Origin of the sequence: Micromonospora acroterricola, from assembly GCF_003172955.1 — a bacterium.
GTDB lineage: Bacteria > Actinomycetota > Actinomycetes > Mycobacteriales > Micromonosporaceae > Micromonospora > Micromonospora acroterricola.
This window is the reverse complement of the sequence record NZ_QGKR01000178.1, coordinates 48,373-72,053: the sequence shown is the minus strand read 5'-3', so window position 1 is coordinate 72,053 and position 23,681 is coordinate 48,373. Positions and strand designations below refer to the sequence as shown.

The following is a 23,681-nucleotide window of genomic DNA, read 5'->3' as shown; positions in this document are numbered from 1 at the left end:
ATCGTCGAGTCATGTCGGAGACTCGAAGACTGGCCTGGCGCAAGGCGGCCCTGACCTTCTCGTTCGGCTACGGCCTGTTGCGGCTCTACTGGGCGGCCGGTGGTCGCTGGGGCTGGACGGCGTGCGACCGCACCGACCCGCCGACCGCGGTCGAGTCCGCCACCGGCTGCGGCGCGGACCAGGTGAGCGACCTTCCGTTTCTCCAGGGCTGGGGTGCGGTGCTGCTCAGTGGGCTGCTCGTCGCCACGGCGGTGCTCGCCGTACGCCGGCCCGGGCGCCTGGTGTCGGTCGCCAGCGGCACGGCCGCCGTCGCCCTGGTGGTTCTGGCGTTTCCCGCGCACCTGCTGTTCCAGGTGCCCGCCGGGCTTGCGGGCCGTCCAACCGACTGGCGTGACGTGGCGGGACGCCTCCTGCTGCTGACCGGCGGACTGCTGTTCGGGGCGGTCGCGACAGCTCGCGCCCGCTGCACCCACCGTCTTCCTGAGGGTCCGCGAGCGGTGCCGTCCTGGGTCCGGCGCTGGGCGTACGCGGCGTGCCTCGTGCCCGTGCTCGGCTTCTCGGTGCCGCACGCTCTGTGGCTCGCGGGCGTGCCGTTCGGCATCTCGGCGGAGCTGATCCACGCGGCCGAGGACGACCTGAGCTGGACCGTCGGACTGTCGATCACCCTCGCGCCACTGGCCGGTGGTCTGCTCACCCTCGGTCTGGCGCAGCGCTGGGGGCAGGTCTTTCCGCACTGGTTACCGGTGCTGGGCGGGCACCGGGTACCCCGCGCGTTGGCACTCGTCCCCGCCACCGTGGTCGCGTTGGCGTTGATCGCGTACGGCCTCATCGGCATCTGGGTCGTCGCCTCGGCTCTCGCCGCGGGGACGACGAGGTGGTCGGAGCTGGCGGAGGGTTGGCTGGCGGCCGGCACGGTGCTGGTCTTCCTCGCCTGGGGTTGCTGCCTTGCGGTCGCCACGTACGGATACCGCCTGGTCACCGTGCCGGTCTGCGCGGCCTGTGATCCGTCGCCCGCGGAGCGACGCCCCGTCCGCGCCGGCTGACGTCTTCTGTTCGGCCGGGCCGCTCGGCATGATCTCCGGGTGGATGAGAACGCGACGCCGGTCACCCTGCACGTCTACTGCCGGGTCGACCTGGTGGTCACCGACCCGGCAGCCGTCACCGCTCACGCCCTCGCCGAGCTGCGGTCGGCGAACATCGACTGGTCCACGGAGGAGGACGACGTCGACACGGCGGCCGCGGAGTTGCGCGGCGACCTCGCCAGGTCGCTGGCGAGCGTGGTGGACATCCGTCGAGTCGGTGACGGTGTGCCCGGTGTGGAGTTTCGGGGCGGCCTCTGCTGGGCCGAGCCCGGCCCACCCCGCGACGGCTTCTGAGTCTGCGTGACAGCGGCGAGCGGCGACAGGTGGTTCGCATGGTCGGGAGACGTGGGGGTAGGAGGAACGGCAACAACCCCCCGGAAGTGAGGTGTCAGACCAATGCCGACCGCACGCGAGATCATGACGAACGACGTGAGCTGCGTCCGCGAGCAGGACGACCTGAGGTCGGCCGCGAAGCGGATGGCCGAGCTGGGGGTCGGTTCGCTGCCGATCTGCGGTGACGACAACCGGCTCAAGGGCATGCTGACCGACCGCGACATCGTGGTGAAGGTGCTGGCCGAGGGTCGTGACCCGGCCAACGTGACCGCCGGTGAGCTGGCCCAGGGCGAGGTGGTGACCATCGGCGCGGACGACGACGCGGCCGAGATCCTGCGGACCATGGGGCAGCACAAGGTACGCCGGCTGCCGGTGATCGACGGGCACGAACTCGTCGGCATCGTGGCGGTGGCCGACGTGGCCCGGTCGCTGCCGGAGCGCCCGGTGGGTGACCTGATCGAGGCCATCTCCGAGCGCAGCTGACCGTTCCCTGTCATCGATCGCCGCCGCCGGTTCGCCGGAGGCGGCGATCAGCGTGTGCGCCGGCCCGGGCGGTGCCTAGGAGGGCGGGGTGAGCGGGGCGGTCTCACCGCGGGCGATGGTGCGTACCTGCTTCACCCAGCCGCGGCGGCGGGCCTCGTCGACGAAGTGCGCCAGCGGGGAGCGGAAGACCCCGTAGTCGTCGTAGTGGATCGGCACGGTCAGCTTCGGCCGGATCAGGTCCACCAGGTCGGCGCCCTGCCGGGCGTCCATGGTGAGCAGGATCCCGGCGACCTTCGTGCCGCCGAGGTGGATCAGCATCGCGTCGATGTCCGGGTACCGCTCGGGGATGGCGGTGAGCAGCGGTCGGTTCAGGGTGTCGCCGGTGACGTAGAGCCGGAACTCACGCCGCCCGGCGCGCTCCACGTCGATCATCGTGCCCATCACGTCGGGCATCAGCACGTCCAGGGCGCCGGGGCCGTGCTGGCCGGGCATCGAGGTCAGCCGTACGGTCGTACCGTCGCGGTGCAGCTCCCGCGACGACCAGGTCGGCAGGCCCTCGGCGGCCCGGAAGCCCCAGCGGCGCAGCTTGCGTTCCGCGGCGGGCGTGGTGACGATCGGCAGCTTCCGGTCCAGCTCCCGACGGGCCACCCGGTCGAAGTGGTCGCCGTGCAGGTGCGAGAGGACCACCGCGTCCAGCTCCGGGAGCTGGGCGATCCGCAGCGCCGGGTCCGTGCGCCGGCGCGACCACAGGCCCTTGCCCAGGTACGCCCGCTGGCCCCGGTGCAGGAAGTTCGGGTCGGTCAGCAGGGTGAACCCGCCGATCCGCAGCACCGTCGTCGCGGTGCCGATGAATGTCACCTGCGGCTGCTCCGTCACGTGCCCACCTCCTCCGTCTGCGGTACCCCGGCGGGCCGGGCGCATGCGCGCGACGGTGGTCAGCCCTCGGAACTGTTCGCGTCGTTGCCGTCGGGGCGGGTCTGCGGAAGGTGTTCCACCAGCTTGGTGAGGGCGCCGTTGGCGAAGGTGGCGCCGAGCGCCGAGCCCGCCCCGATGGTCCAGCCGATCGGGCCGAGCGGGGTGCAGCCGAAGAACTGGCTGACCCCCGGCGTCTGCACCACCACGACCAGCGCCCCCAGCGACGCCGCCGTGGACGCCAGCACCGCCGGGCTGGTGCCGCCGGCCAGGATGGTCTGGCCGAGCTGGGTGCCGACCAGGGAGACCAGCGCGACAGTGCCGGCCCGCCGCCGCCGACCGGTGTACCGGGCCAACGTCCAGCCGGCGGTGGCGCCCAGCGTGGTGGCTGCCGCGCGCAACCCGATCTCCCTGGTGAGGGTCTCTCCGAGTGACGTGTCCGGACCCTCCCGGAGCAGGCTGTCGGTACGGTCCGACGCGGGCGGGCGGATCGCGATGGCCAGCGCGGGTGCCAGGTCGGTCAGCAGGTTGACCAGCAGCAGCTGCCGTCCGGTGAGCGCGGAACGGCCGGTCGCCGCGGCCGTGAGCACGCTGAACGCGATCTCGCCGAGGTTGCCGCCGACCAGGATGCTGAGCGCGTGCCGGACCGACGACCACATCGCCCTTCCCTCGACGAGGGTGGCGATGATGGTTTCCAGCCGGTCGTCGGTGACCACCAGGTCGGCGGCGGCCCGCGCCGCCGGGGTGCCCCGCTGGCCGAGAGCGATGCCGACGTCGGCCAGCCGGATCGCCGGGGCGTCGTTGGCGCCGTCGCCGGTCATCGCCACGGTCCGCCCGCACTTCTGCAACGCCTGGATGATCCGCACCTTGTGGGCCGGGGTGCAGCGGGCCACCACGTCGGTGTTGGCCAACCGCTCGGCGAGCGCCTCGTCGTCCAGTTGGTCGAGTTCGCCCGCGGTGACCACCCGCTGCTCGTCGTGCTCGCTGATGGTGGCGGCGATCGCCTCGGCGGTGGCCGGGTGGTCACCGGTGATCATGATGGTGTGCACACCGGCCTCCCGGATCCGGCGTACCGCCGGGGCGGCGCTCTCCCGCACCCCGTCGGCGAGGGCCAGGAAACCCACGAACGTCAGACCCTGGACGTCCCCGTCGGTCACCTTCGGGTCGTCCACCTGGCACTCGGCGACCGCCAGGATCCGGTGCCCCGCGCCCGCCCGGTCGGCCAGCACCCGGTGCAGCTCCGCGCGGCCGGCATCGTCCAGCGGCTCCGTGCGGCCGTCCGCACGCCGGGCCGTGCATCGCGGCAGCACCGTCTCCGGCGCGCCCTTGACGCTCAACAACAGGTGACCGTCGGTCTCCCCGACGCTCGCGTGGTACCCGCGGGACGGTTCGAACGGCAGCCCGCCGGCCGCCCGCCAGTCGGCGGCACCGGTCTGCTCCACCACCTCGGCCACCGTGGCACCCCGACGGACCGCGCGGTCGGTCTGGAGCGCCAACTCCTCCGGGTCGGTCGCGGCGGGGGTGGCCCGCAGCGCCGTGGCCAGCGTCAACCGGAGCCGATCGTCCAGCCGGTCCACCGCGGCGTACCGGTCGCCGACGCCGTCACCGACCCCGGCGAGCAGCAACTGGCCCTCGGTGAGGGTGCCGGTCTTGTCGAAGCAGAGCACGTCCACCCGGCCGAGCGCCTCGATGGTGCGCGGGTTGCGGACCAACGCGCCGTGCTCGGCGAGCCGCCGGGCGGCGGCCAGCTGCGCGGCGCTGACCAGGAACGGCAGCCCCTCCGGCACCGACGCCACCGCGAGGTTCGCGGCGGTCGCCGCCGTCTCGGCCAGGGGTACGCCCCGGAGCAGGCCCGCGCCGGCCACCGCCACCGCCGACCCGGCTGCCAACGGGATGGCGGCACTGGTCAACGAGCCCAGGCGGGCCTCCACGCCGCTGGTCGGTGGCGCCTGCCGGACCAGCGCCAGGCTGCGCCCTGCCTCGGTGTCGGCGCCGGTGGCCACCACCACGGCGGTGCCGTGCCCGGCGGCTACGGTGGTGCCGTCGTACAGCATCGAGTGCCGGTCGGCGACGGCGGCGGCGACCACCGGCCGTTCGGTCTTGGCGACCGGCAGCGACTCGCCGGTCAGCGACGACTCGTCCGCCTCGAGCCCCACCGATTCGAGCACCCGGCAGTCGGCGGGCACCGAGTCACCCGGCTCGACGACGATGACGTCGCCGAGGACCAGGTCCTCGGCGGCGACCACGCGCTCGTCGCCGTCGCGGCGGACCCGGGCGGTCACCGCCGACCGGGACAGCAGCTCCGCCAGCGACCGTTCGGTGTTGCGTTCGTGCACCGCCCCGATCAGGGCGGACCCGCCCACCACGCCGCCGACGAGCGCGGCGTCGACCAGCGACCCGAACGACGCGGAGAGCACCGCCCCGGCGGCCAGCACGGGGGTGAGCGGGTTGGACAGCTCGCCCACGAAGGCACGCAGCAGGCCCCCTCCAGCGGGTGCGTCGCCGCCGCCGCTCGCGCCGCGTCCGTCCTGTCGACGCCGCACCTCCGCGCTGTCCAGCCCGTCCGGTCCGGTGCCGAGCCGGTCGAACACGGTGCGGACCGGCATCAGGTGCCAGGCGGTCGCCACCGGGGTCGGGGTGCTCGGCTGGTCCGGCAGCCGGTGGGCACGCCAGACACCGTGCGCGAAGGCCAGTCCCGACGTGCCGTTCACCGCGACCAGCGACCGTTGGGGCAGTTGGGTCGGTGCGGCGGTGAACGCGCCCAGCGCCCCGAGACCGGTGCCGACCATGGACAGCCGGATGTTCTGCTCGGTCATGCGCCGGGCCACCCCGGTCGCCTCGATCAGGAGGGCCACCACCCGCAGGTCCGCGCCGACCAGGAGGTGCGCTCCCCATGGCGGCAGGTCCTCCGGAGCGGACATCCCGAGACCGCAGTCGGACGCGCCGAGTGCCGTCCGGTCGCCGGACACCAGCATCACGACCGCCCCGTCGCGCTGCAACCCGCGTACCGACTCGGTCAGCCGGTCCCCGCCGGGCAGCATCGCGTCGGCGAAGCCGTACCGCTGCTCGTCGCCGCCGGCGACGACCAGTCGCAGGCCCGCCTGTCGGGCGGCGGACGGCAGGCCGTCGACGCCCGGCGCGGGCTCCGGTTCGACCCGCAGCAGGGCGGTGAGCCGGTCGTCGTGGGCCAGCCCGAGCAGCTGGCCACCGGCCGTCCGCAGCCGGTCGCTGTCCGGGATGTCACCCGGATCGCCGGGTAGCTGGTCCACCGGGCCGAGGCGCCAGCCGTCCACCGCCCGCGAGCCGGCCGGATCCGCCGGGTCGAACAGCGCGAACGCCCGTTCCGCCACCTGGTCGACGTCCACCCCGCGCGCCGGCGCCAGGTCGGCCAGCACGCCCCGGTCCGAGCCGAGCACCGCGGCGTCCAGCACCAGCGTGTCGATCCGGTCCAGCTCCCGCAGCACGCCGCGGTCCATCGCGATCACCCCGCGCCGGGCCAGGATCCGGCCGAGCTGGGCGGCGTACCCCTCGCGTCCGCTGCCCGGAGCCTTGGGCAGCGCGGACAGGCCCAGCGCGGCGGCTCGCTTGGGCCCGGCGAAGGGTGTCGCCGCCGCCGCGGCCGCCACGCCGGCGGCCAGCATGCGGTTGACGTACCGCTCGACCGGGCCGTCCGGCTTCGGCCGGGGTCGGTCGGTCACCGGCCACCGTGCGGCGGCGCGTTCCGGGTCGCCGGTCAGCCGCGGCTCCGCCCGCTCCCACGCCGAGAGCTGCGCCCGTGCCTCGCCCCACTGCACGATCCGCTGGGCGCCGTCCACGACGATCCCCGCCCAGCCGCCGGCCAGGCCCTGCGCCACCGCCTCGGCGAGCGGAAAGATGACGTCGGCGCGTGGATCGGCGCGCAGCCCGCGGCTGGCGAGCGCGTGCAGTTTCGGTTGCAGGTCCACTGCGGTGAGCAGCCCGGCCACCTCGCCGGGCACCGGCGTGAACGGCAGGATCCGGGTGGCCGCCGAGATGGTCAGGCCCAGCGCGTCCGAGGCGAGTGCGCCCAGGGTCCGCGGGGTCCGGGGCCCCTCCTCGGGCGGGTGCGGGGGCGGGATCTCCGGGTCAGGGTCGTGGTCACAGGTCTTCTCGACCCGGGCGATGGTGGTGATCAGGTCGCGCAGTTGCGGCTGTGGGTCCTGTACGGCCACCACCACCCGGCCGGACGGGGCGTTCACCCGGGCCCAGGCCACTCCGGGCAGCCGCTCGAGGGCGCCCTCCACCTGCCGAGCCAGCTGGTCGCCGCCGTCCTGGCAGACGCCGTGCACCTCGATGTGGTGCCGGCCCGGCCGGGACCAGACCCGACGCCGCGTCAGCCCGGCCGTCCGGGCCAGCCGGGTCGCGGCCGAACCGACGGTCCGGGACGCCTCGCCGATCAGGCTCGGCACGCCGATGGACGGCAGGAGGCGGCCGGCTGCTCGACCCGCCGCGGTCATCGAGGCGTACGGCCGGACGGACGCCGGCGCGACTCCCCGCTGCTGCTGGTCCTGCCGTCGCCCATCATCGCCCTCCCACCGCCTCGCGTCCGGCGGCCTGGCTTCCCGACCTGCCATCCGTTATGCCCGGCGAACGGGGGAACTTTCCGCCGTCGACGGCGCATGGACGGGGTGGGCGGTGGAATCCGGCGACCATCACCGGACACGGGGAGGCCGGAATGAGCACGCTGACGCGACACCTCAACGGAGCGCGCGAGACCGTTCACATGTACAGCCGGCGGGTGGAGGTGCCGATGCTGGGTGAGGTCGCGGTCCCGCCGCCGGACAAACTCGCCTACTACGCGGGGCTCGGAGTGCTCGCGGCGCTCCAGGTCATCGAGTGGCCGATGGCCCTGGTGATCACCGCCGGCCACCTTCTGGCCGACCAGCATCTTTCGGGACTGGCCCGGGGGGTCGGGAGCGCGTTGGAGAGCGCCTGACGAGAGCCGGGTCACCCCCCGATTGACATGAATCCCGGTTGAGGTCGCAGGCTCGGTGCATGCTGAGTCCTTCCGTCACCGCCGTACCGGCCCCACCGGGACTGTTCGCGCCCCGGCTGCGGGCGATGACGGTCGGCAGCGTCGCGCTGATCTCGCTGCTGGCGTTCGAGGCACTGGCGGTCGGTACGGCGATGCCGACCGTCGCCCGCAGCCTGGACGGGCTGGCGCTGTACGGCATCGCGTTCGGCGGCCCGTTCGCCGCGGGCGTGCTGGCCATGGTGGTCTCCGGGATCTGGTGTGACGCCCGAGGACCGAAGGGGCCGATGTGGCATGGCGTCGCCTGGTTCGTCGTCGGGTTGGTGATCGCCGGTACCGCGCCCGTGATGGGTGCGCTGGTCGTCGGCCGGGTGGTGCAGGGGTTCGGCTCCGGGCTGCTCTCGGTGGCGCTCTACGTGATCGTCGGGCACGCGTACCCGGAGGAGTTGCATCGGCGGATCTTCGCGGCGTTCGCGGCGGCGTGGGTCGTTCCGTCGCTGGTCGGGCCGGCGTTGGCCGGCCTGATCGTCGAGTACCTGGGCTGGCGGTGGGTCTTCCTGGCGGTGCCGGCGGTGGCGGTGCCGGCCGTGTTGCTGATCCACCCCGGGCTGCGCTCGCTTGAGCGGAGCGTGCCGACCCGGCCGGCGGCGGGCGCGGTGGCCCGGATCGGTTGGGCCTGCGGGGCGGCGGTGAGCGCCGCACTGCTGCACATCGGGGGGCAGCAGCGCGGTGCCACCGCCCTGGCGTTGGTCGCGTTCGCGGTGGTCGGCCTGCTGGTCTGCGCCCCGCGCCTGCTGCCTCCCGGGTTCCTCCGGGCGGCCCGGGGGCTGCCCACCGTGGTCGGGCTCCGGGGGCTCGCCTCGGCGGCGTTCGTCGGCGCCGAGGTGGTCATTCCGTTGATGCTGTCCCGGGAGCGGGGCCTGTCGCCGACCGCCGCCGGCCTGGTCCTCACGGTGGGCGCCCTGGCCTGGTCGGTGGGCTCGTGGGTGCAGGGCCGGATCCCCGTGCCGGCGTCGCGGGCCACCCTGCCCCGGGTCGGGCTGAGCTGCATCACGATCGGCACCGTCACGGTGGCGCTGGCCGTCCGGCCCGAGCTGCCGGTGGCCGTCGCCGTGCTGGGCTGGGCGGTGGCCGGCGTCGGCATGGGGCTGCTCTACCCGTCGTTGTCGGTGCTCACCCTGGAGCTGTCCGCTCCCGGCGAGCAGGGCCGCAACAGCTCGTCGCTGCAACTGGGCGACTCGCTCTTCGCGGCGACCGTGCTGGCGCTCACCGGGGCGGTGCTGGCGGCCGGAAGCGCGCCCGGCCCGGCCGACTACACCGTGACGCTGGTGGTGGCCGCCGGTCTGGGGCTGCTCGGAGCGGTGCTGGCCGGCCGGGTGGTAGTGGGCGGGAGCGCGCGACCGGGCGGCTGATCCGCGGATTCGACGGCCTCGCGCACCAACCGGCCGGGAGGATGGCGGCGATGAACTTCCTGACCGTCCTGCCGCTGGCCGTGGTGATGGTGGCCGGGACCCAGTTGGTCGTGGCGGTCTTCCTCGCCTCGTCGGATCGTCCCCGGGCGGCGTCGCTGGGCTTCCTCGCCGGTGCCGGGCTGGTGGTCGCCGCCGGGGTGACGGTGGCGTGGCTGCTCGTCCGGTTGGTGGGCGGCCTGGCCGCCGACGCCACCGCCGCCGTCGGCCGGATCGAACGCGGGCCCGCCATCGATCTGGTGGTGCTCGTCCTGCTGGTCGTCCTGGCCGTGGTCGTCTGGTTGCGCCGGCACCGGGCCGGGCAGCCGAAGTGGCTGGGGAGCATCGGGCACGCCGATCCGGCCTGGGCGTCGCGACTGGGCGCGCTGCTCTTCGTCGTGACGCCCACCGATGACCTGACCATGGCGGCGGTCGGGGCGAGCGTGGCCCGGCACGACCTGCCGTGGTGGCACCTGCTGCCGTTCGTGCTGCTCACGGTGACGCTGCTCGCCCTGCCGCTGCTCGCGTTGCTGCTGCTCGGGCGGCGGGCCGCGCGGGTGCTGGCCCGGATGCGGGAGTGGGCCCAGGGGCACGCCTGGGTGGTCAGCGAGGTGCTGATCGCGTTCTTCGCGCTGCTGACCGTGTTGGACCTGATTCGCTCGGGGTGAGCCGGCGCACACCCGGTCACGGGTCGCTCCCGGGTGCCGTCAACAGCAGTGGCCCACGGGCGGCGTGAACCCGCGTCGGGATGGACCGGTGGGCTCGCGGATGCCGCGGTGTCGCGGCGGGACAGGAGGACGGGATGAGGGTTCTGGTCACCGGGGCGAGCGGTCGCCTGGGCCATCCGGTGCTGGCCCGCCTGGGCGCCGACGGGGTCAGCGTCCGGGCCACCAGCCGACAGTCGCGTACCGGCGGTGACGTGGAGTGGGTGGTGACCGACCTGGCCACCGGTGAGGGGCTGACCGAGGCGGTGACCGGGATGGACGCGGTGCTGCACCTGGCGTCCGCACCCCAGGGCCGGCGGGCTTATCAGGTGGACGTGTTGGGCACCCGCCGGCTGGTGGTGGCCGCCGGTGCGGCCGGCGTCCAGCACCTGGTCTACGTGTCGATCGTCGGCGTGGACCGGGTGCCGATCCCGTACTACCGGCACAAGCTCGCCGCCGAGCAGGTGGTCGCGGCCGGGCCGGTGCCGTGGTCGGTGCTGCGGGCCACCCAGTTCCCGCAGCTCCTGGACGACCTGCTGACCGCCGGCGCGCGGCTGGGGCCGGTGATCGGCGACCGGGCGGTGCTCGCCCAGCCGGTCGACCCGGCCGAGGTGGCGGCCCGGCTGGCCGCCCGGCTGGTCGCCGGCCCGCTCGGCGGCATCGAGGAGTACGGCGGGCCGCAGGTGCTTCGCTTCGACGAGGCGGTCCGCGCCTGGCGGGAGGCGCGGGGCTCGCGCCGGCCGCTGCTGCCGGTGCGGATCCCCGGCCGCCTCGGGCGGGAGCTGCGCGCCGGTGGCCTGGTCACCGAGGCGCTGCCCCGGGGCGTACGCACCTGGGCCGACCACCTCGCTGACACGTACGGGGGAACCGGGCGGAGATGAGACGTACACCGGTTCACGTTCGTCTTACGGTGACGCCATGTTCGCTGTCGTCACCACCGTGATCCTTTACGTCTTCGGCTTCGTCTTCCTCTACGGCGTGATCCGGCTGGGTGTCCGGCACGCGTTGGAGGACCTGGAGCTGTATCGAGCGAAGGCTCAGCGCGCCGAGGAGTTGGCCGCCTCCCGCGACCGCACCTTCCTGCGCGAGAACGCCTTCCTCTCGGGCAGTTGAGCAGCCCCGGACGGGCGGCGCCGCGTGGCGGCTCCGGAGTCGCCGGGCGGTTCGATGCGGCGGGTGCGAGGATGCCACCCGTGATGGGAACGCTGAAGACCGAACCGGCCCGCGCCCGCCTCGACCTGCTCGCCCCGCCCGTGGCGGCGGCGATCGCGGAGTGGCCCGCCGACGCGCCGGTGGACGTCGAGGACGTGCTGGTCGCGCCGATCGACGCCGAGCTGGCCGACACGGCCGCGTTCTGCGCGGCGTACGAGGTGGGGCTGGAGGTGTCGGCCAACTGCGTCGTGGTGGCCGGCAAGCGCGAGGGTGTGGTCCGCTACGCGGCCTGCATCGTCCTGGCAACCACCCGTGCCGACGTGAACGGGGTGGCCCGCCGGGCGCTGGACGTCCGCAAGGCGAGCTTCGCCCCGATGGCCGACGCGGTCGAGCTGACCGGCATGGAGTACGGCGGCATCACCCCCATCGGGCTGCCGGCGCAGTGGCCGATCCTGGTGGACGCGCGGGTGATCGCCACCCCGCACGTGATCATCGGATCGGGCGTACGGCACAGCAAGCTCGCGCTGCCCGGGCCGGCGCTGGGCGCGCTGCCCGGCGCGCAGGTGGTGGAGGGACTGGCCAAGCCAGCCTGACCGGGCACCGACATCGATGTCGTTGCACGTGAAACATCACGTCGGTCGATGCCGGACGGCTGCGGCCCGACTCAGTGCGTGTGCGCCCCGGATTCGCGTTGCTCAACCTCGGCCAGTGCGGCGAGCAGCGTCTGCGCCTCCTGGGCGCCGGTGACCGCGTACTTTCCGGCCAGCACGAACGTCGGCACGCTGGTGACCCCCAGCTCCCGGGCGGCGGCCAGCTCGGCGGCGACGTCGGCGGTGCGCTCGTCGGAGTCGAGGAACCGGCGCACGTCGGCGGCGTCCAGGCCGATGCCCCCGGCCAGCGTGGCCAGGGCCTCCCGGGAGCCGACGTCGACGCCCTGGGTGAAGTGCGCCTGGTAGAGCGCCTCCACCATCTCGGCCGCCCGACCGTGGTCGGTGGCGTACGAGACCAGCCGGTGCGCGTCGAACGTGTTGGAGATCACCGCCCGGTCGAAGTCGAGCCGGAGGCCGTCACCCGCCGCGACCTCGGTCACGTGGGCGAACATCTGCCGGGCCCGCTCCGCACCGCCGAACTTGGCGGCCATCGCCTCCACGAGGGGTCGGGGCTCGGCCACCGGCGACGGATCGAGCTGGAACGGCCGGTAGCGGACGGTCACGTCGCCGTCGTAGCTGGCGAGGGCCGTCTCCAGCCGCCGCTTGCCGATGTAGCACCACGGGCACACGACGTCCGCGTAGATCTCGATCTCCATGATCGATGCCAACTTCCAGGTCAGCCCAGTTGTTCCCGGACCTGGCGCTTGAGTCGGCCCAGGATCGCGGTGCCGCCGCGGACCCGCAGCGGGCTGATCGCCTGCGCCAGGCCCATCCGCTGGTAGAGGTCGTCCGGCACGGCCAGCACCTCCTCGGCGCTCGCGCCGGCCAGCCCTTCGGCGAGGATCCCGGCGAACGCGCGGGTCGTCGGCGCCTCCGGTGGGCAGTCGAAGAGCGTCTCGACGGCGCCCTCCGGCGTGACCCGGGCGCGCAGGAAGAACGCCGTCTGGCACTCCGGCACCTGCTCCATGCCCTCGCGTCCGGTGTCGTCGGGCAGCGGTGGGATGACGTCCGCGTACTCCAGGAGCATCTCCAGCACCAGGTCCCGGGGAGCGGCGGCGAACTCGTCGACGATCTCGGCCAGTCGGGCCGGCATGTCAGCCATGCGTCGAGGCTACCGCTGCCGACGAGGGGCTTCCCCGCGCCTCAGACGGTCGGGGACTGCTCGCTGATCTCGCTGAGGGCGCTGGTCGGGTCGAGCTGCATGGCCAGGTCGCCGAGCGAGACGATGCCGACCAGCTTGCGGTCGGTGTCGCAGACCAGCACCCGCCGGATGCCCCGCTCCCGCATCAACGCCGCCGCCTCGCCCGCCGTGCAGTGCTGCTCGATCATGACCACCTCGCGGGTGACGATCGAGCCGATGGTGGTCGCCGCCGGTGAGCTGTTCTCGGCCACCGCCCGCACCACGATGTCCCGGTCCGTGAGCATGCCGGCGAGGCTGGCGCCGTCGGTGACCACCACGTCGCCGATGTCCGCCTCCTTCATCACCCTGGCCGCCTCGTCCAGGGTGGTCTCCGCCGGCAGGTAGACCACCTGCTTGGTCATCACGTCACTGACCCGGTAACCGGTCATGAGAGCCTCCGAAAGCGTTTCCACCCGATCGAACTGCGGTACCCCGTGACGCGGTGGCTACACCACGTTCCCACGTTCCCGGCGCACCTCGTCGACCAACCGTTCCACCACACCCTCCAGCGGCAGCTCGACGCGCCCGTCGCCGGCCCGCTCGCGCAGCTCGACGTACCCCTCGGCGAGCCGGCGGCCGACCACGACGGCGCGCGGGATGCCGATCAGCTCGGCGTCGGTGAACTTCACCCCGGCCGAGACGTGCGTCCGGTCGTCGACCAGCACCCGCAGGCCGGCGGCGGCGAGCCGCCCGCCGAGCTCCAGCGCCGCGTCGAGCTGCGGCCCCTTGCCCGCCACGACCAGGTGTACGTCACACGGCGCGACCGCCGCCGGCCAGACCAGCCCCCGGTCGTCGTGGTGCTGCTCGGCGATCGCCGCCACCGCACGGGACACCCCGATGCCGTAGCAGCCCATGGTCGGCCGGACCGGCTTGCCCGCGGGGCCGAGCACGTCGACCGCGAACGCGTCGGTGAACCGGCGGCCGAGCTGGAAGATGTGCCCGATCTCGATGCCCCGCCGGATGGTCAGCTCGCCGGGGTCGCAGGCCGGGCAGGGGTCGCCGGCGCGTACCTCGGCGGCCTCGATCGTGCCGTCGGGCGTGAAGTCCCGCCCGCAGACCACGTCCGTCGCGTGCCGGCCCGGCTCGTTCGCCCCGGTCAACCAGGCCGAGCCGGGCACCACCCGCGGATCGACCAGGTAGCGGATGCCCAGCTTGTCGAGCAGTTGCGGCCCGATGTACCCGCGCACCAGCTCCGGATGGTCGGCCCACTCCTCGAAGACGGCCACCTGGGCGGGGTGCAGCGCGGCGCCCACCCGCTTCAGGTCGACCTCGCGGTCACCGGGAACCCCGATCACCAGCGGCTCCGCTTGCTCCGCGCCCGGCTGCCGCACGGACAGGACGACGTTCTTCAGGGTGTCGGCGGCCGTCCAGCCGTCGCGGCCACCCAGGCGGCGGGTGTTGGCCAGCTCCACGAGGCCGGCGATCGTCGGGGTCTCGGGAGTGTCGTGCACCTCGGCGGCCGGCCCCGCGGCCGGGTCGCCGGCGGCCGGAGCCCGGGTGGTGACCGCCTCGGTGTTCGCCGCGTAGTTGCAGGCGGTGCAGCCGACGAAGGTGTCCTCGCCGACCGGAGTCGCGGCCAGGAACTCCTCCGACGCCGAGCCGCCCATCGCCCCGGACATCGCGTGCACCACCGCGTAGTCCAGACCCAGCCGGTCGAAGATCCGCCGGTACGCCGCCCGGTGCCGTCCGTACGCGTCGCGCAGCCCCGCGTCGTCCAGGTCGAAGGAGTACGCGTCCTTCATCAGGAACTCCCGGCCGCGCAGCAACCCCGCCCGGGGCCGGGCCTCGTCGCGGAACTTCGTCTGCACCTGGAACAGCGTCACGGGGAAGTCCCGGTACGAGCTGAACAGGTCCTTCACCAGCAGCGCCGCCAGCTCCTCGTGGGTGGGCGCCAACAGGTGCTCGGCGCCGCGCCGGTCGGCGAGGGTGAAGATGTCGTCGCCGTACTCCGTCCACCGGCCGCTGGTCCGGTAGGGCTCCGCCGGCAGCAGCGCCGGGAAGTGCACCTCCTGGTCGCCGATCGCGATCAGCTCGCCACGCACCACCTCGGTGATCCGGTCCAGCACCAGCTTGCCCAGCGGCAGCCAGGTGTAGCCGCCCGGTGCGGCGCGACGGATGTAGCCGGCGCGCAGCAGGAGCCGGTGGCTCGGCACCTCGGCGTCGGCCGGGTCCTCGCGCAGGGTCCGCAGCAACAGGGTCGACATGCGTAGCAGCATTCGCGCAGCCTATGACCCGTGCGATGGATGAGCGACCCAATTCGGACGTGATGTCGGGGTGTCCGGGTGGCAGGGATGCCCCGGATTCCGGGAACCCGGATGGATCAGCTTCGGTGCGGCGAGTCAGCGTCGCTTGGCAGAGATGACGAACGCTCGCCAGGAGTGCGGGTCGAAGGTGAGCACCGGACCGGCCGGGTCCTTGCTGTCCCGCACACCGACGACGCCGACGAGGTTGTCGGCCACCTCGACGCAGTCGCCCTGTGTGCCGCTGCGGGTGGACTTGCGCCAGGTAGCGCCGATCAGCTCCATGACGTCATCACTTCCTTCATCAGCTCGACCGACTGCCGCTGGGACAGTGCTTGACTGCGGACGCTCTCCCACCTGGCCAGCAGGATAGCCACATCCTCGTCCCTGTCGACCACCTCGCCGCCGAGCTGAGTCTCCAGATGGCCAACCCAGCCACCGTCGCCACCTCGCGCCAGAGCGAACGGGCCCACCAGTCCGACGTGCATCGGGATGTCGGACGGGATGATGTGGATGCTGATGTGCGGGCGGTCCGCACACTCGACAAGACGCGTCACCTGCTCCGCCATGAGCGCTTGGAAACTCTCGTCGGCACGGCGCAGAACGGTTTCCTCGACGACGGCGACGTACACGGGCGGGTCGGCCTGGCAGAGGAGAGTTTGCCGATCCATCCGGACCGCGAGACGCTTCTCCACCTCATCGCCGCTGATCGTGTTGTCGCTCCGAATCACTGCCCGGGCGTAATTCTCCGTCTGGAGCAATCCCGGAACGATGGTCGGCTGGTAACACCGCATCTGCTGGGCCTGGCGTTCGGCTTCCAGCCACGGTCGGAGCCAGCTCGGCTGCCCGTCGCGCTCGGCCAGCTTGAGCAGCGACATCAGCAGCCCGCCCGTGCCCAGCACCTCGTCCGCCCGCCGGAGGAAGAACCGGTCGAGCGGGCGCTGACCCAGCTCGACGGCGGACACCTGCGAGCCCGAGAAGTGGACGAGCTTCCCGAACTCCTCCTGACTCAGCTCGGCCCTGAGTCGAAGCCGCCGGAGCTGCGCCCGGATCAGCTCCGCGGTTGGTTCACCTTCCACACTTCCTCCACGCTCTTTCGGCGTTTTCCCCGGCCGGTCCGGACGAGCGCCGGGGACCAGCCCGGCCTCGCCCCGACCGCCGTCAATGCCTTCCGACAGTAGTGCCTCCATCAGCAGAGTGTCACGGAGCACCAGAAGGAGGTCGAGATGCGCAAGCGCCTGTCCGACGAACTGCCCGTACCCCGGCTCGGTCCGCACGCCGACCGGCCCCGGCCGTACCCGCCGGGCCACCGGCCGCACCTACCGATCCGTCCGCTGTGGCTGTGCCGGGCCTGCGGGCTGCCCTGGCCCTGCGCGGAGGCGCGGCTGCTGCTCAAGGTCGAGTACGACAATCACCACGTCGACCTGGCCATCTACCTCTCCGGGCTCTACCACGAGGCGACGCACGACCTGTTCCGGTTGAATCCGCACGACGGCCCGACCCCGCGCGAGCTGTTCGAGCGGTTCGTCGCGTGGGGGCCGTACCGCCGACCGATCGTCGAGCCGGACCGATGATCGTCGGCATCGGGGTGGCAACCATCGCTGCCCCGGCTCGCGTCTGGGGAGGCAGCACATCACCCCGCATCACTACCCGAAGGATCGGCCCGTGTGGACCCTCTGCTGAGTGAGTTCGACTCGTTCGTCCGTACCCGCACCCCCGCGCTGCTGCGCTCGGCGTACCTGCTGACCGGAGATCAGCACCTGGCCGAGGACCTCGTCCAGTCGGCCCTGGCGCGAACACACCGGTCATGGAACCGACTGCACCACAGCGGCAACGCCGAGGCGTACACCCGCAAGACCATGTACCACCTGCAGGTCTCCTGGTGGCGGCGGCGCCGGGTTCCCGAGTCGATGCCGGGCGACCTGCCCGAGCCACGCGGAGGCGACTCGGCCCCGGACCACGCCCACCAGACCAGTCTGCGGCTCACCCTACGGGCGGCGCTGGCGAAGCTCTCCCCGAAGCAACGTGCCGTGCTGGTGCTGCGGTTCTTCGAGGACCGCACCGAGGCGGAGGCGGCGGACCTGCTCGGCGTCACGGTCGGCACCGTGAAGAGCCAGACGGCCAAGTCACTGGCCAGGCTGCGCGCCGTCGCACCCGAACTCGCCGAGCTGTACGTCCTGGAAGGGAGCACCCGATGAACGACCAGCGCCTCCGGCTCGACCTGGCCGCCCTGGCCGACGAGGTCACCGCGGTCGACCTGAGGGACCGTACGCTGCGCACGTCCCGCCGGCTCGGCATCCAACGGGCGGTGGCCACGTCGGCCGCCGCGCTGGTGCTGATCGCCGCGGCGACCGGCACCGCCTTCGCCATCCGACCGGACCAGACCGCGCCTCCGCTGCCGGCTGACACCCCGTCGGTCACCGCGACCCCGACGCCAAATCAGTCGCCCACCCCGACGCCCTCCACCAGCGCCGACGATCCCTCCGGCGCCCCGCCCAGCGGCGGGTCGGGCACGAACACCCCGTCCGTGCAGTTCGGCAAGCTCTTCTATGGCCCCGCCGATGTGACCCGGGTGAAGACCGCGATCCTGCGGTCCTGGCGTCCCGGCGGCAGTACGGTACAGCTGCTGGCGCTGCCCGACATCGCGTTCAAGGGCAACATGAGCGTCTCGTCGGACGGCCACCGGGTGGCTTGGGTGGACAGCAACAACAACCTCGTCGTCGCCGACGCCGACGGCTCGGGCAAGCAACAGATCCGCTCGAATGTCGATCCGTATTGCGTCGGCGCGGCCTGGTCGCCGGACCGGCGGCAGTTGCTGTTCCGCGAGTTGGCAGAACCGGGCGGACCCGGTCGGTTCGGCATGCTGGACCTGCGCTCGGCAGAGATGACGGTGCGCTGGTGGGCCAGCGAACCTGCGGCTTGCAACGCCGTCTGGTCGGCGGACGGTAGGACCATCGCTCTGACCACCGACTACGGGGTCACGCTCTACGGTGCGGACGGCACGAAGAAACGAGTCGTCCCTGGCTTTTCCCGGGACGGTTGGAGCACCGACGACGTCGTCAGTCTCGCCCCGAACGGCTCCCGGGTCGCACTGCTGCGTCGCAACATGGGTGGGGGGGACGCCGGCGACGTCGCTCGCGATCTGCGGGTCAACGTGGTGCTGGACACCCGCACTGGCAAGCAGGTCACCTTGCCACTGGGTGGGCGCACCCTACGGCAGGTCTACTTCCAGACCGACGGCTCCATGGTCGTGCGAGTGCAGGCCGGCAGCGGGTACGCGGTGCTGCTGGTGGACGAGGACGGAAAGAAGATCTCCGAGACCGCCGAGCCGGCGAGCCTGAAGGACATGCAGATTCTGGCCGTCGTCGATTGACGATCAGCGCGAGGTGGGCGGGCCACCCTCGGGTGGCCCGCCCTTTCTGCGTCCGCGCACCGTCGACGGGACGGCGCTGATCACCGTCGGTGAACTGCGGAAAAGGTTGCCGGTGCGAGCGGATCCGACTGTCCGGTAGTGGCGCGCTGCGGCGGCAACTCGCCACGGCCAGGGGTCGTCTTGGGTGGTGTCAGGCACGGTAAGCCTCCACAGAGGATGGAAACGATGAGTCTCGGCCCGTTCACCCACACCACCCGTCCCGCCTCGGCCCGCCGTTCCGGCGCGCTCGCCGGTACGGCCGCCCTGCTGCTCCTGACGTTCGGTGCTGCTGCCTGCGGCACCGCCGACCCGAAGGCCACGCCTGCTCCGGCCGAAACGGCCACCGCCACCCCCGTTCCCGCGAGCGGTGACACCTCGGCCGCCGGCACGGGCGGCTCCGTGCCGGATGCGGCTTCGGCGGCGCCGGCCGTCGCGTCGGCCCGCCCGGCCGTCGGCTCGCCGCAGTGGCCGCAGCTGACCTGGTACACCGCCGAGGAGCACGGCCAGAAGCAGAACGACCCGGCCCGGATCTGGCGGCGTACCCCCGGTGGGAGCTGGCAGTTGGTACGCGAGGGCCGCCCCTACAACGGCAAGGCCATCATCAGCCCGCTCGCCATCTCGCCGGACGGCCGGCGGGCGACCTGGCTGGAAGAGTCCGCCGGTCGGCTGGTGATCAGCGGGTTCGACGGCACGAAGCGGCACGCCATCCCGACCCAGGGTCAGCAGGCCTGCGCGCCGAGCTGGCTCGACTCGGGTCGGGTGCTGTACGGCCTGGGCGGGGAGAAGGACATGACCCTCATCGCGGTCAACGCCGACGGGACCGGGCGGAAGGTGCTCGCCACCCACCAGGCGAAGTGCCCGACGGTGTCCGGCGGATGGATCGCCCAGTTCACCGATCGGACGGTGCGCATTCGCAACGAACGTGGCGACACCCGCTCGATCGGCCCGCGCATCCCTGCCGGCCTCGTCATCGGCGGGGTGGCTGCGATCTCCGGCAACGGCCGGACGCTGGTGATCAGCGCACACACGACCAGCCCGGGGGGATGCAGCTGCGGCTGGCGGTTCCGCAACTACCGACTCGACGCCGCCAGCGGGGCCGTCACCGAGTTGGCGCCGTTGGACCCGGCGTGGAAGCAGCCGACCGGGCACGGCCAAGCCACCGACGGGGTCGTCCTGGCCGACGGCGGCCTGGTGGTCCAGGTCAAGACGGGTACGCCGGCCGACGGCGCACCGGCGTACCGGCTGGTCAGGTACGCCGCCAACGGCCGGGTGCTGGCCGCCGCGTCGGTGCCCGCCGGCCAGCCGTGGGGCGCTCTGCTGGGCTGAGCCACCAGCGCACTGCCCCGGGTACGAGGGACCGACCACTCACGGGGGTGGCCGGTCCCTCGTCTGGTGCGCGGACGACTCGGACCCGACGGCACGGGTGGTGTGCCCCACACACCCCGGCCGGTGACCGGGCCGCACCGCCGGTGACAGACTGGTCGCCGCAGGCAACGGGTGGCGTGAGGGAGGCGCGGGTGCGCTGGCGCAGTTTTGTCGCGGTCGGGGACAGCTTCACCGAGGGTATGGACGACGCGTACCCGGACGGCACGTACCGGGGCTGGGCGGATCTGGTGGCGACCCGGCTCGCCGCCGAGGCGGGCCCCGATTTCCGCTACGCCAACCTGGCGATCCGGGGCCGGCTCTTCCCCGGCGTCGTCGCCGAGCAGGTGCCCGCCGCGGTGGCCATGAAGCCCGACCTGATCAGCTTCGCGGCCGGCGGCAACGACGTGTTGCGGCGTACCTTCGACCCGGACGCGCTGGTCGCCCGCTTCGACGAGGTCGTGCGGCAACTGCGCTCGGGCGGCGCGGACGTGCTCCTCTTCCGGTTCGCCGACGTGATGGCCCGACTGCCCGGCCAACGCCTCGTCGCCCCCCGGGTGCAGCTGCTCAACCAGGCGGTCGGTGAGACCGCCGAGCGGCACGGCGCCATCATGGTCGACCTGTACGCCGACGACACCTTCCTCAACCCGATGCTCTGGAGCACCGACCGGTTGCACCTCTCCCCGGCCGGCCACCGCCGGGTCGCCGGGCAGGTGTTGAACGCCCTCGGGGTTGGTTGCGACGAGGAGTGGCTGATGGTCCCGCCGCACCCGGCACCCTCGCCGTGGCTGGCCGCCCGCGCCGCCGACCTGCGTTGGGCCGGTCGGCACCTCGCTCCCTGGGTGAAGCGGCGGCTGACCGGCCGGTCGTCCGGCGACACGGTGACGGCGAAGCGGCCGTTGCTCGGGCCGATCGTCGACTGAGGGTGCGCACCCTGCACACCGCACCGCTGCTGCGGCTCACCGCCGACGGTGAGCCGATGCCGGATCACGCCGTACTGGTGAGCGCCGACCGCGTCGAGGCCATCGGCCCGCTCGCCGAGCTGAGCGGTGCGTACCCGGGGGTCCGCGTCCGCCGCTGGCCCGGCACGCTCGGGCCGGGCCTGCTGCACGACGGCCCGCTTCCGGTGGCACCCACCCCACGCGAGCGGGTGTACGCCCTGCTGCGGCGCGGGGTGACCGCGGTGCGGGCGGAGCACCTCGCCGACCCGGCACTGCGGGCCGCCGTCGACAAGAGCGACCTGCTGGCGCTGCCCGCCGCCGTGGCGCCGGCGCTGCTGCGCGGCGGGCGCGCCGACCTGGCGGTCCACGGCGTCGACGGCGCGTGCCTGGTGACCGTGGTCGCCGGTCGGATCGCCCACCGTCGCGCCTGAACACACGTGACCGCCGGCGACGGGGACGTCAATCGTCCTCTGTGGAGTCTGGTCGCCGGATAGGGATCGCCCGATGTCCGCCACTCCGGATAACATCCGCTGCCCCCGTTGATCGGAAGGCGGGGACATCGGGGAAAGGTGGATGAGGGATGGCCCTCATACCTGGCACGACGACATCCGGAAGATCGGGGCGAGTCCTGCTGTCCGCGGCGCTGTCCATGACGGTCGCCGCCGGGATGCTCACCCTCACCGCCACGCCGGCTTCGGCGTACGACGTGCGGTACGAGAGAAACACCTCCTGGGCCTACACGGACTCGCACCGGCCCACGAAGATCACCATCGACCCGGCCGGCGACGTGCCGGTCGGCTCCTGGACGGACGACCGGGGGCGCGCGCACACGGCCCGCGCCTACTTCACCTTCGACATCTCCCGCTACCGGGGAGCGGCGATCGAGTCGGCGACCTTCTCCGCCAAGGAGACCTCCGTCGTCGACTGCACGAAGCGTCCGGGTGTGGAGCTGTGGCGCACGGCGCCGTACACCGACAGGTCGAGCTGGGAGAAGCCACCGGCCGACCGGGCGAAGTTGTCCACGGCCACGTTGCCCGACATCGCCGGCTGCCCCGCGCCCTACGTGGAGTGGAACGCGGCCGAGGGGCTGCGGCAGGCGCTGGCCGAGGGCGCCTCGACGCTGACCCTCGCGCTTCGGCTGCCGGCGGGGGTGGACTCCGATCCGACGCTGGGCCGTCGCTACGCCAGCGCGGTCGGCATCTCCATCGACTACAACTACACCCCTGGCGTGCCGACCGAGCTGCAGACCTCCGGCAAGCCGTGCACGACGGCCGAGCCGTACCAGTTCCAGCGGAGCGACGACCTGGCGCTCTCGGCCGTCCTGCACGACCGGGACCGCAACGACACCGGCGGCACGGACATGCTGACCGCCACCTTCGCGCTCTGGCCGGTGGACGAGCCGACGGCTCGGCTGGAGCGGACCGGGAACGGCCGGGACGGCGAGCGGGCGAGTGGCCTCTTCTACCGCGACACCCTCACCCACGACCGCGTGTACGCCTGGCAGGTGCGGGCGGCGGACAGCCGGGCCACCGGCGAGTGGAGCGGCCTCTGCTACTTCCGCACCGACTTCCAGGGCCCGTCGGTCGCACCGGTCGTCTCCTCCACCGACTTCCCGGTCGAGGGCTGGCATCCGGCGCTGCCCGGCCAGTTCACCTTCGACGCCGGGTCGGCGACCGACGTGGTCAGCTTCCGTTACCAGCTCAACAGCACGGGGGAGCAGACGGTGGCGGCGGACCGGAACGGCGGCTCCGCCACGGTCACGCTCACCCCGGGGACCGGGCCGAACAGCCTCACCGTGTGGAGCGTGGACGCGGCCGGGAACCGGTCGCCCGAGGCGCGGTACGAGTTCCTGGCCAGTGACGTCGCACCGGTCATCACCGGCAGCCTGACCGAGATCGGGGCGCCGGCCACGTTCTCCGTCCAGCCGGGGATGGGCGGGGTAATCCGCTACCGCTTCCAGCTGGACGGCGACCCGGAGCAGACGGTCGAGGCGGCGGCAGACGGCTCCGCCGCGCTGACCGTCACCCCGACCCGGGGCGGCAACCGCACGCTCTCGGTGACCAGTGTCACCGCCGACGGTGTGACCGCCACCGCGGTGCGCACGTTCCGACTGACCACCGCGCCGAAGATCTCCGCGACGGTCTACGAGCAGGGCGCCACGAGCGGCGGCCAGGGCGTGCCCGGGGTCTTCACGTTCGCCCCGCGCCAGCCCGACGTGGTCAGCTACCGCTACCGCTTCGGCACGGTGACCAGCACCGTCGCCGCGGCGGCCGACGGCACCGCGTCGGTGACCTGGACGCCGACGAAGGCGGGCTTCACCTCGCTCACCGTCTGGAGCGTCGACCGGAACGGCGTCCAGTCGGAGTCGGCGAGCTTCGTCTTCTTCGTGCGTGACCTGCTGCCGGTCATCCAGGGAATGCTCTACGACCCCAGCTACCCCGCGGGTGGCCCCGGTCAGGCCGGCGACTTCTTGATCAGCTCGGAGGTGCCCGACACGACCGAGTTCCGGTACCGCTTCGACGACGGCCCCGAGCAGGGGGTCGGTGCGGACATCAACGGCAGCGCCATCGTCACCTGGACCCCGGAGCAGAGCGGCACGCACACCCTGACGGTCCGCAGCCTGTTCGCGGACGGTACGGCGTCCCAGGAGCGGACGTACACCTTCCTGGTCGCCGAAGCCCCGGCGGCGTAGTCCGAGCGAAGGCGTGGTGCGAGTCGCCCGTCACACGGACCGGCCCACCATCCCGTCTCGGGTTGGTGGGCCGGTCCCGTTACAGCGGTCGGGGGCGGCG

At 73.1% G+C, this 23,681-nt stretch carries 24 protein-coding genes; 16 read left to right on the top strand and 8 right to left on the bottom strand.

All coding sequences use genetic code 11. The features are described from left to right. Positions 1-11 precede the first annotated feature (11 nt). The 3 genes from DKT68_RS12155 (at position 12) to DKT68_RS12145 (ending at position 1,898) form a co-directional block, all read left to right on the top strand. Positions 12-1,043, top strand: a complete 1,032-nt coding sequence (locus DKT68_RS12155) for a hypothetical protein (protein WP_109817524.1) — start codon at positions 12-14, stop codon at positions 1,041-1,043. A 39-nt stretch (positions 1,044-1,082) separates the two neighbouring features. Beyond that, positions 1,083-1,376: a hypothetical protein gene (locus tag DKT68_RS12150; protein ID WP_236646852.1), complete on the top strand. Its 294-nt coding sequence runs from the start codon at positions 1,083-1,085 to the stop codon at positions 1,374-1,376. Between the two features lie 102 nt (positions 1,377-1,478). Further along, positions 1,479-1,898 carry a CBS domain-containing protein gene (locus DKT68_RS12145; RefSeq protein ID WP_109817523.1) on the top strand — a complete coding sequence of 140 codons (420 nt, stop codon included), beginning with the start codon at positions 1,479-1,481 and terminating at the stop codon, positions 1,896-1,898. A gap of 75 nt (positions 1,899-1,973) precedes the next feature. Here the strand turns inward: DKT68_RS12145 and DKT68_RS12140 are convergent, their stop codons facing one another. Both DKT68_RS12140 and DKT68_RS12135 read right to left on the bottom strand, forming a co-directional pair. Next, positions 1,974-2,774, bottom strand: a complete 801-nt coding sequence (locus tag DKT68_RS12140; protein ID WP_236646851.1) for an MBL fold metallo-hydrolase — start codon at positions 2,772-2,774, stop codon at positions 1,974-1,976. 59 nt (positions 2,775-2,833) lie between these two features. Beyond that, complete coding sequence (locus DKT68_RS12135) at positions 2,834-7,285, bottom strand: cation-translocating P-type ATPase (protein WP_109817521.1); 4,452 nt, start codon at positions 7,283-7,285, stop codon at positions 2,834-2,836. 218 nt (positions 7,286-7,503) lie between these two features. Between DKT68_RS12135 and DKT68_RS12130 the strand changes: the two genes are divergently transcribed. The 6 genes from DKT68_RS12130 (at position 7,504) to DKT68_RS12105 (ending at position 11,697) form a co-directional block, all read left to right on the top strand. Further along, positions 7,504-7,764 (top strand): hypothetical protein, encoded by a 261-nt coding sequence (locus tag DKT68_RS12130; protein ID WP_109817520.1) that lies wholly within the window; start codon positions 7,504-7,506, stop codon positions 7,762-7,764. Positions 7,765-7,823: 59 nt separating this feature from the next. After that, positions 7,824-9,212 (top strand): MFS transporter, encoded by a 1,389-nt coding sequence (locus DKT68_RS12125; RefSeq protein WP_109817519.1) that lies wholly within the window; start codon positions 7,824-7,826, stop codon positions 9,210-9,212. 50 nt (positions 9,213-9,262) lie between these two features. Next, positions 9,263-9,916, top strand: a complete 654-nt coding sequence (locus tag DKT68_RS12120; protein ID WP_109817518.1) for a GAP family protein — start codon at positions 9,263-9,265, stop codon at positions 9,914-9,916. Between the two features lie 134 nt (positions 9,917-10,050). Further along, positions 10,051-10,833 carry an SDR family oxidoreductase gene (locus DKT68_RS12115; protein WP_109817517.1) on the top strand — a complete coding sequence of 261 codons (783 nt, stop codon included), beginning with the start codon at positions 10,051-10,053 and terminating at the stop codon, positions 10,831-10,833. A gap of 37 nt (positions 10,834-10,870) precedes the next feature. Next, positions 10,871-11,065, top strand: a complete 195-nt coding sequence (locus tag DKT68_RS12110) for a hypothetical protein (RefSeq protein WP_109817516.1) — start codon at positions 10,871-10,873, stop codon at positions 11,063-11,065. An 83-nt stretch (positions 11,066-11,148) separates the two neighbouring features. Continuing rightward, positions 11,149-11,697 (top strand): YbaK/EbsC family protein, encoded by a 549-nt coding sequence (locus DKT68_RS12105; RefSeq protein WP_109817515.1) that lies wholly within the window; start codon positions 11,149-11,151, stop codon positions 11,695-11,697. Positions 11,698-11,768: 71 nt separating this feature from the next. Here the strand turns inward: DKT68_RS12105 and DKT68_RS12100 are convergent, their stop codons facing one another. The 6 genes from DKT68_RS12100 to DKT68_RS12075 all read right to left on the bottom strand — a co-directional run bounded on the left by DKT68_RS12100 (position 11,769) and on the right by DKT68_RS12075 (position 16,253). Continuing rightward, positions 11,769-12,410: a DsbA family oxidoreductase gene (locus tag DKT68_RS12100; protein WP_109817514.1), complete on the bottom strand. Its 642-nt coding sequence runs from the start codon at positions 12,408-12,410 to the stop codon at positions 11,769-11,771. Between the two features lie 20 nt (positions 12,411-12,430). Continuing rightward, positions 12,431-12,856, bottom strand: a complete 426-nt coding sequence (locus DKT68_RS12095; protein WP_109817513.1) for a SufE family protein — start codon at positions 12,854-12,856, stop codon at positions 12,431-12,433. 41 nt (positions 12,857-12,897) lie between these two features. Then, positions 12,898-13,323, bottom strand: a complete 426-nt coding sequence (locus tag DKT68_RS12090; protein ID WP_109817512.1) for a CBS domain-containing protein — start codon at positions 13,321-13,323, stop codon at positions 12,898-12,900. 57 nt (positions 13,324-13,380) lie between these two features. Continuing rightward, entirely contained in the window at positions 13,381-15,150 is a 1,770-nt protein-coding gene (locus DKT68_RS12085) for a proline--tRNA ligase (protein WP_109817511.1), read from the bottom strand. Positions 15,151-15,273: 123 nt separating this feature from the next. After that, entirely contained in the window at positions 15,274-15,459 is a 186-nt protein-coding gene (locus DKT68_RS12080; RefSeq protein ID WP_109817510.1) for a DUF397 domain-containing protein, read from the bottom strand. Continuing rightward, the gene (locus tag DKT68_RS12075) at positions 15,450-16,253 is read right to left on the bottom strand and encodes a DUF5753 domain-containing protein (protein WP_109817509.1); all 804 of its coding nucleotides are present in this window, start codon (positions 16,251-16,253) and stop codon (positions 15,450-15,452) included. Before DKT68_RS12075 ends, DKT68_RS12080 begins: the two co-directional genes overlap by 10 nt. Before the next feature lie 147 nt (positions 16,254-16,400). Here DKT68_RS12075 and DKT68_RS12070 point away from each other — a divergent pair, with 147 nt between their 5' ends. The 7 genes from DKT68_RS12070 to DKT68_RS12040 all read left to right on the top strand — a co-directional run bounded on the left by DKT68_RS12070 (position 16,401) and on the right by DKT68_RS12040 (position 23,581). Further along, the gene (locus DKT68_RS12070; RefSeq protein ID WP_109817508.1) at positions 16,401-16,748 is read left to right on the top strand and encodes a hypothetical protein; all 348 of its coding nucleotides are present in this window, start codon (positions 16,401-16,403) and stop codon (positions 16,746-16,748) included. Positions 16,749-16,841: 93 nt separating this feature from the next. Beyond that, entirely contained in the window at positions 16,842-17,372 is a 531-nt protein-coding gene (locus DKT68_RS12065; RefSeq protein WP_109817507.1) for a SigE family RNA polymerase sigma factor, read from the top strand. Further along, positions 17,369-18,547, top strand: coding sequence for a hypothetical protein (locus tag DKT68_RS12060; protein WP_109817506.1), 1,179 nt, complete (start codon positions 17,369-17,371; stop codon positions 18,545-18,547). The genes DKT68_RS12065 and DKT68_RS12060 overlap by 4 nt, the downstream gene beginning before the upstream one ends. 225 nt (positions 18,548-18,772) lie before the next feature. After that, positions 18,773-19,912 carry a hypothetical protein gene (locus DKT68_RS12055; RefSeq protein WP_109817505.1) on the top strand — a complete coding sequence of 380 codons (1,140 nt, stop codon included), beginning with the start codon at positions 18,773-18,775 and terminating at the stop codon, positions 19,910-19,912. 191 nt (positions 19,913-20,103) lie between these two features. After that, a complete protein-coding gene (locus DKT68_RS12050) occupies positions 20,104-20,871 on the top strand; it encodes an SGNH/GDSL hydrolase family protein (protein ID WP_109817504.1) in 768 nt (255 codons plus the stop codon). A gap of 2 nt (positions 20,872-20,873) precedes the next feature. After that, positions 20,874-21,320, top strand: a complete 447-nt coding sequence (locus DKT68_RS12045) for an imidazolonepropionase-like domain-containing protein (protein ID WP_109817503.1) — start codon at positions 20,874-20,876, stop codon at positions 21,318-21,320. A 218-nt stretch (positions 21,321-21,538) separates the two neighbouring features. After that, positions 21,539-23,581, top strand: a complete 2,043-nt coding sequence (locus DKT68_RS12040) for a hypothetical protein (protein WP_109817502.1) — start codon at positions 21,539-21,541, stop codon at positions 23,579-23,581. The last annotated feature ends 100 nt before the right edge of the window (positions 23,582-23,681 follow it).

Coding starts and splice junctions, on each gene's coding strand:
- DKT68_RS12100 (WP_109817514.1), bottom strand. CDS start 12,410: ATGGAGATCGAGATCTACGCGGACGTCGTGTGCCCGTGGTGCTACATC.
- DKT68_RS12070 (WP_109817508.1), top strand. CDS start 16,401: ATGCGCAAGCGCCTGTCCGACGAACTGCCCGTACCCCGGCTCGGTCCG.
- DKT68_RS12130 (WP_109817520.1), top strand. CDS start 7,504: ATGAGCACGCTGACGCGACACCTCAACGGAGCGCGCGAGACCGTTCAC.
- DKT68_RS12155 (WP_109817524.1), top strand. CDS start 12: ATGTCGGAGACTCGAAGACTGGCCTGGCGCAAGGCGGCCCTGACCTTC.
- DKT68_RS12145 (WP_109817523.1), top strand. CDS start 1,479: ATGCCGACCGCACGCGAGATCATGACGAACGACGTGAGCTGCGTCCGC.
- DKT68_RS12085 (WP_109817511.1), bottom strand. CDS start 15,150: ATGCTGCTACGCATGTCGACCCTGTTGCTGCGGACCCTGCGCGAGGAC.
- DKT68_RS12060 (WP_109817506.1), top strand. CDS start 17,369: ATGAACGACCAGCGCCTCCGGCTCGACCTGGCCGCCCTGGCCGACGAG.
- DKT68_RS12125 (WP_109817519.1), top strand. CDS start 7,824: ATGCTGAGTCCTTCCGTCACCGCCGTACCGGCCCCACCGGGACTGTTC.
- DKT68_RS12095 (WP_109817513.1), bottom strand. CDS start 12,856: ATGGCTGACATGCCGGCCCGACTGGCCGAGATCGTCGACGAGTTCGCC.
- DKT68_RS12055 (WP_109817505.1), top strand. CDS start 18,773: ATGAGTCTCGGCCCGTTCACCCACACCACCCGTCCCGCCTCGGCCCGC.
- DKT68_RS12110 (WP_109817516.1), top strand. CDS start 10,871: ATGTTCGCTGTCGTCACCACCGTGATCCTTTACGTCTTCGGCTTCGTC.
- DKT68_RS12080 (WP_109817510.1), bottom strand. CDS start 15,459: ATGGAGCTGATCGGCGCTACCTGGCGCAAGTCCACCCGCAGCGGCACA.
- DKT68_RS12115 (WP_109817517.1), top strand. CDS start 10,051: ATGAGGGTTCTGGTCACCGGGGCGAGCGGTCGCCTGGGCCATCCGGTG.
- DKT68_RS12105 (WP_109817515.1), top strand. CDS start 11,149: ATGGGAACGCTGAAGACCGAACCGGCCCGCGCCCGCCTCGACCTGCTC.
- DKT68_RS12040 (WP_109817502.1), top strand. CDS start 21,539: ATGACGGTCGCCGCCGGGATGCTCACCCTCACCGCCACGCCGGCTTCG.
- DKT68_RS12120 (WP_109817518.1), top strand. CDS start 9,263: ATGAACTTCCTGACCGTCCTGCCGCTGGCCGTGGTGATGGTGGCCGGG.
- DKT68_RS12135 (WP_109817521.1), bottom strand. CDS start 7,285: ATGACCGCGGCGGGTCGAGCAGCCGGCCGCCTCCTGCCGTCCATCGGC.
- DKT68_RS12090 (WP_109817512.1), bottom strand. CDS start 13,323: ATGACCGGTTACCGGGTCAGTGACGTGATGACCAAGCAGGTGGTCTAC.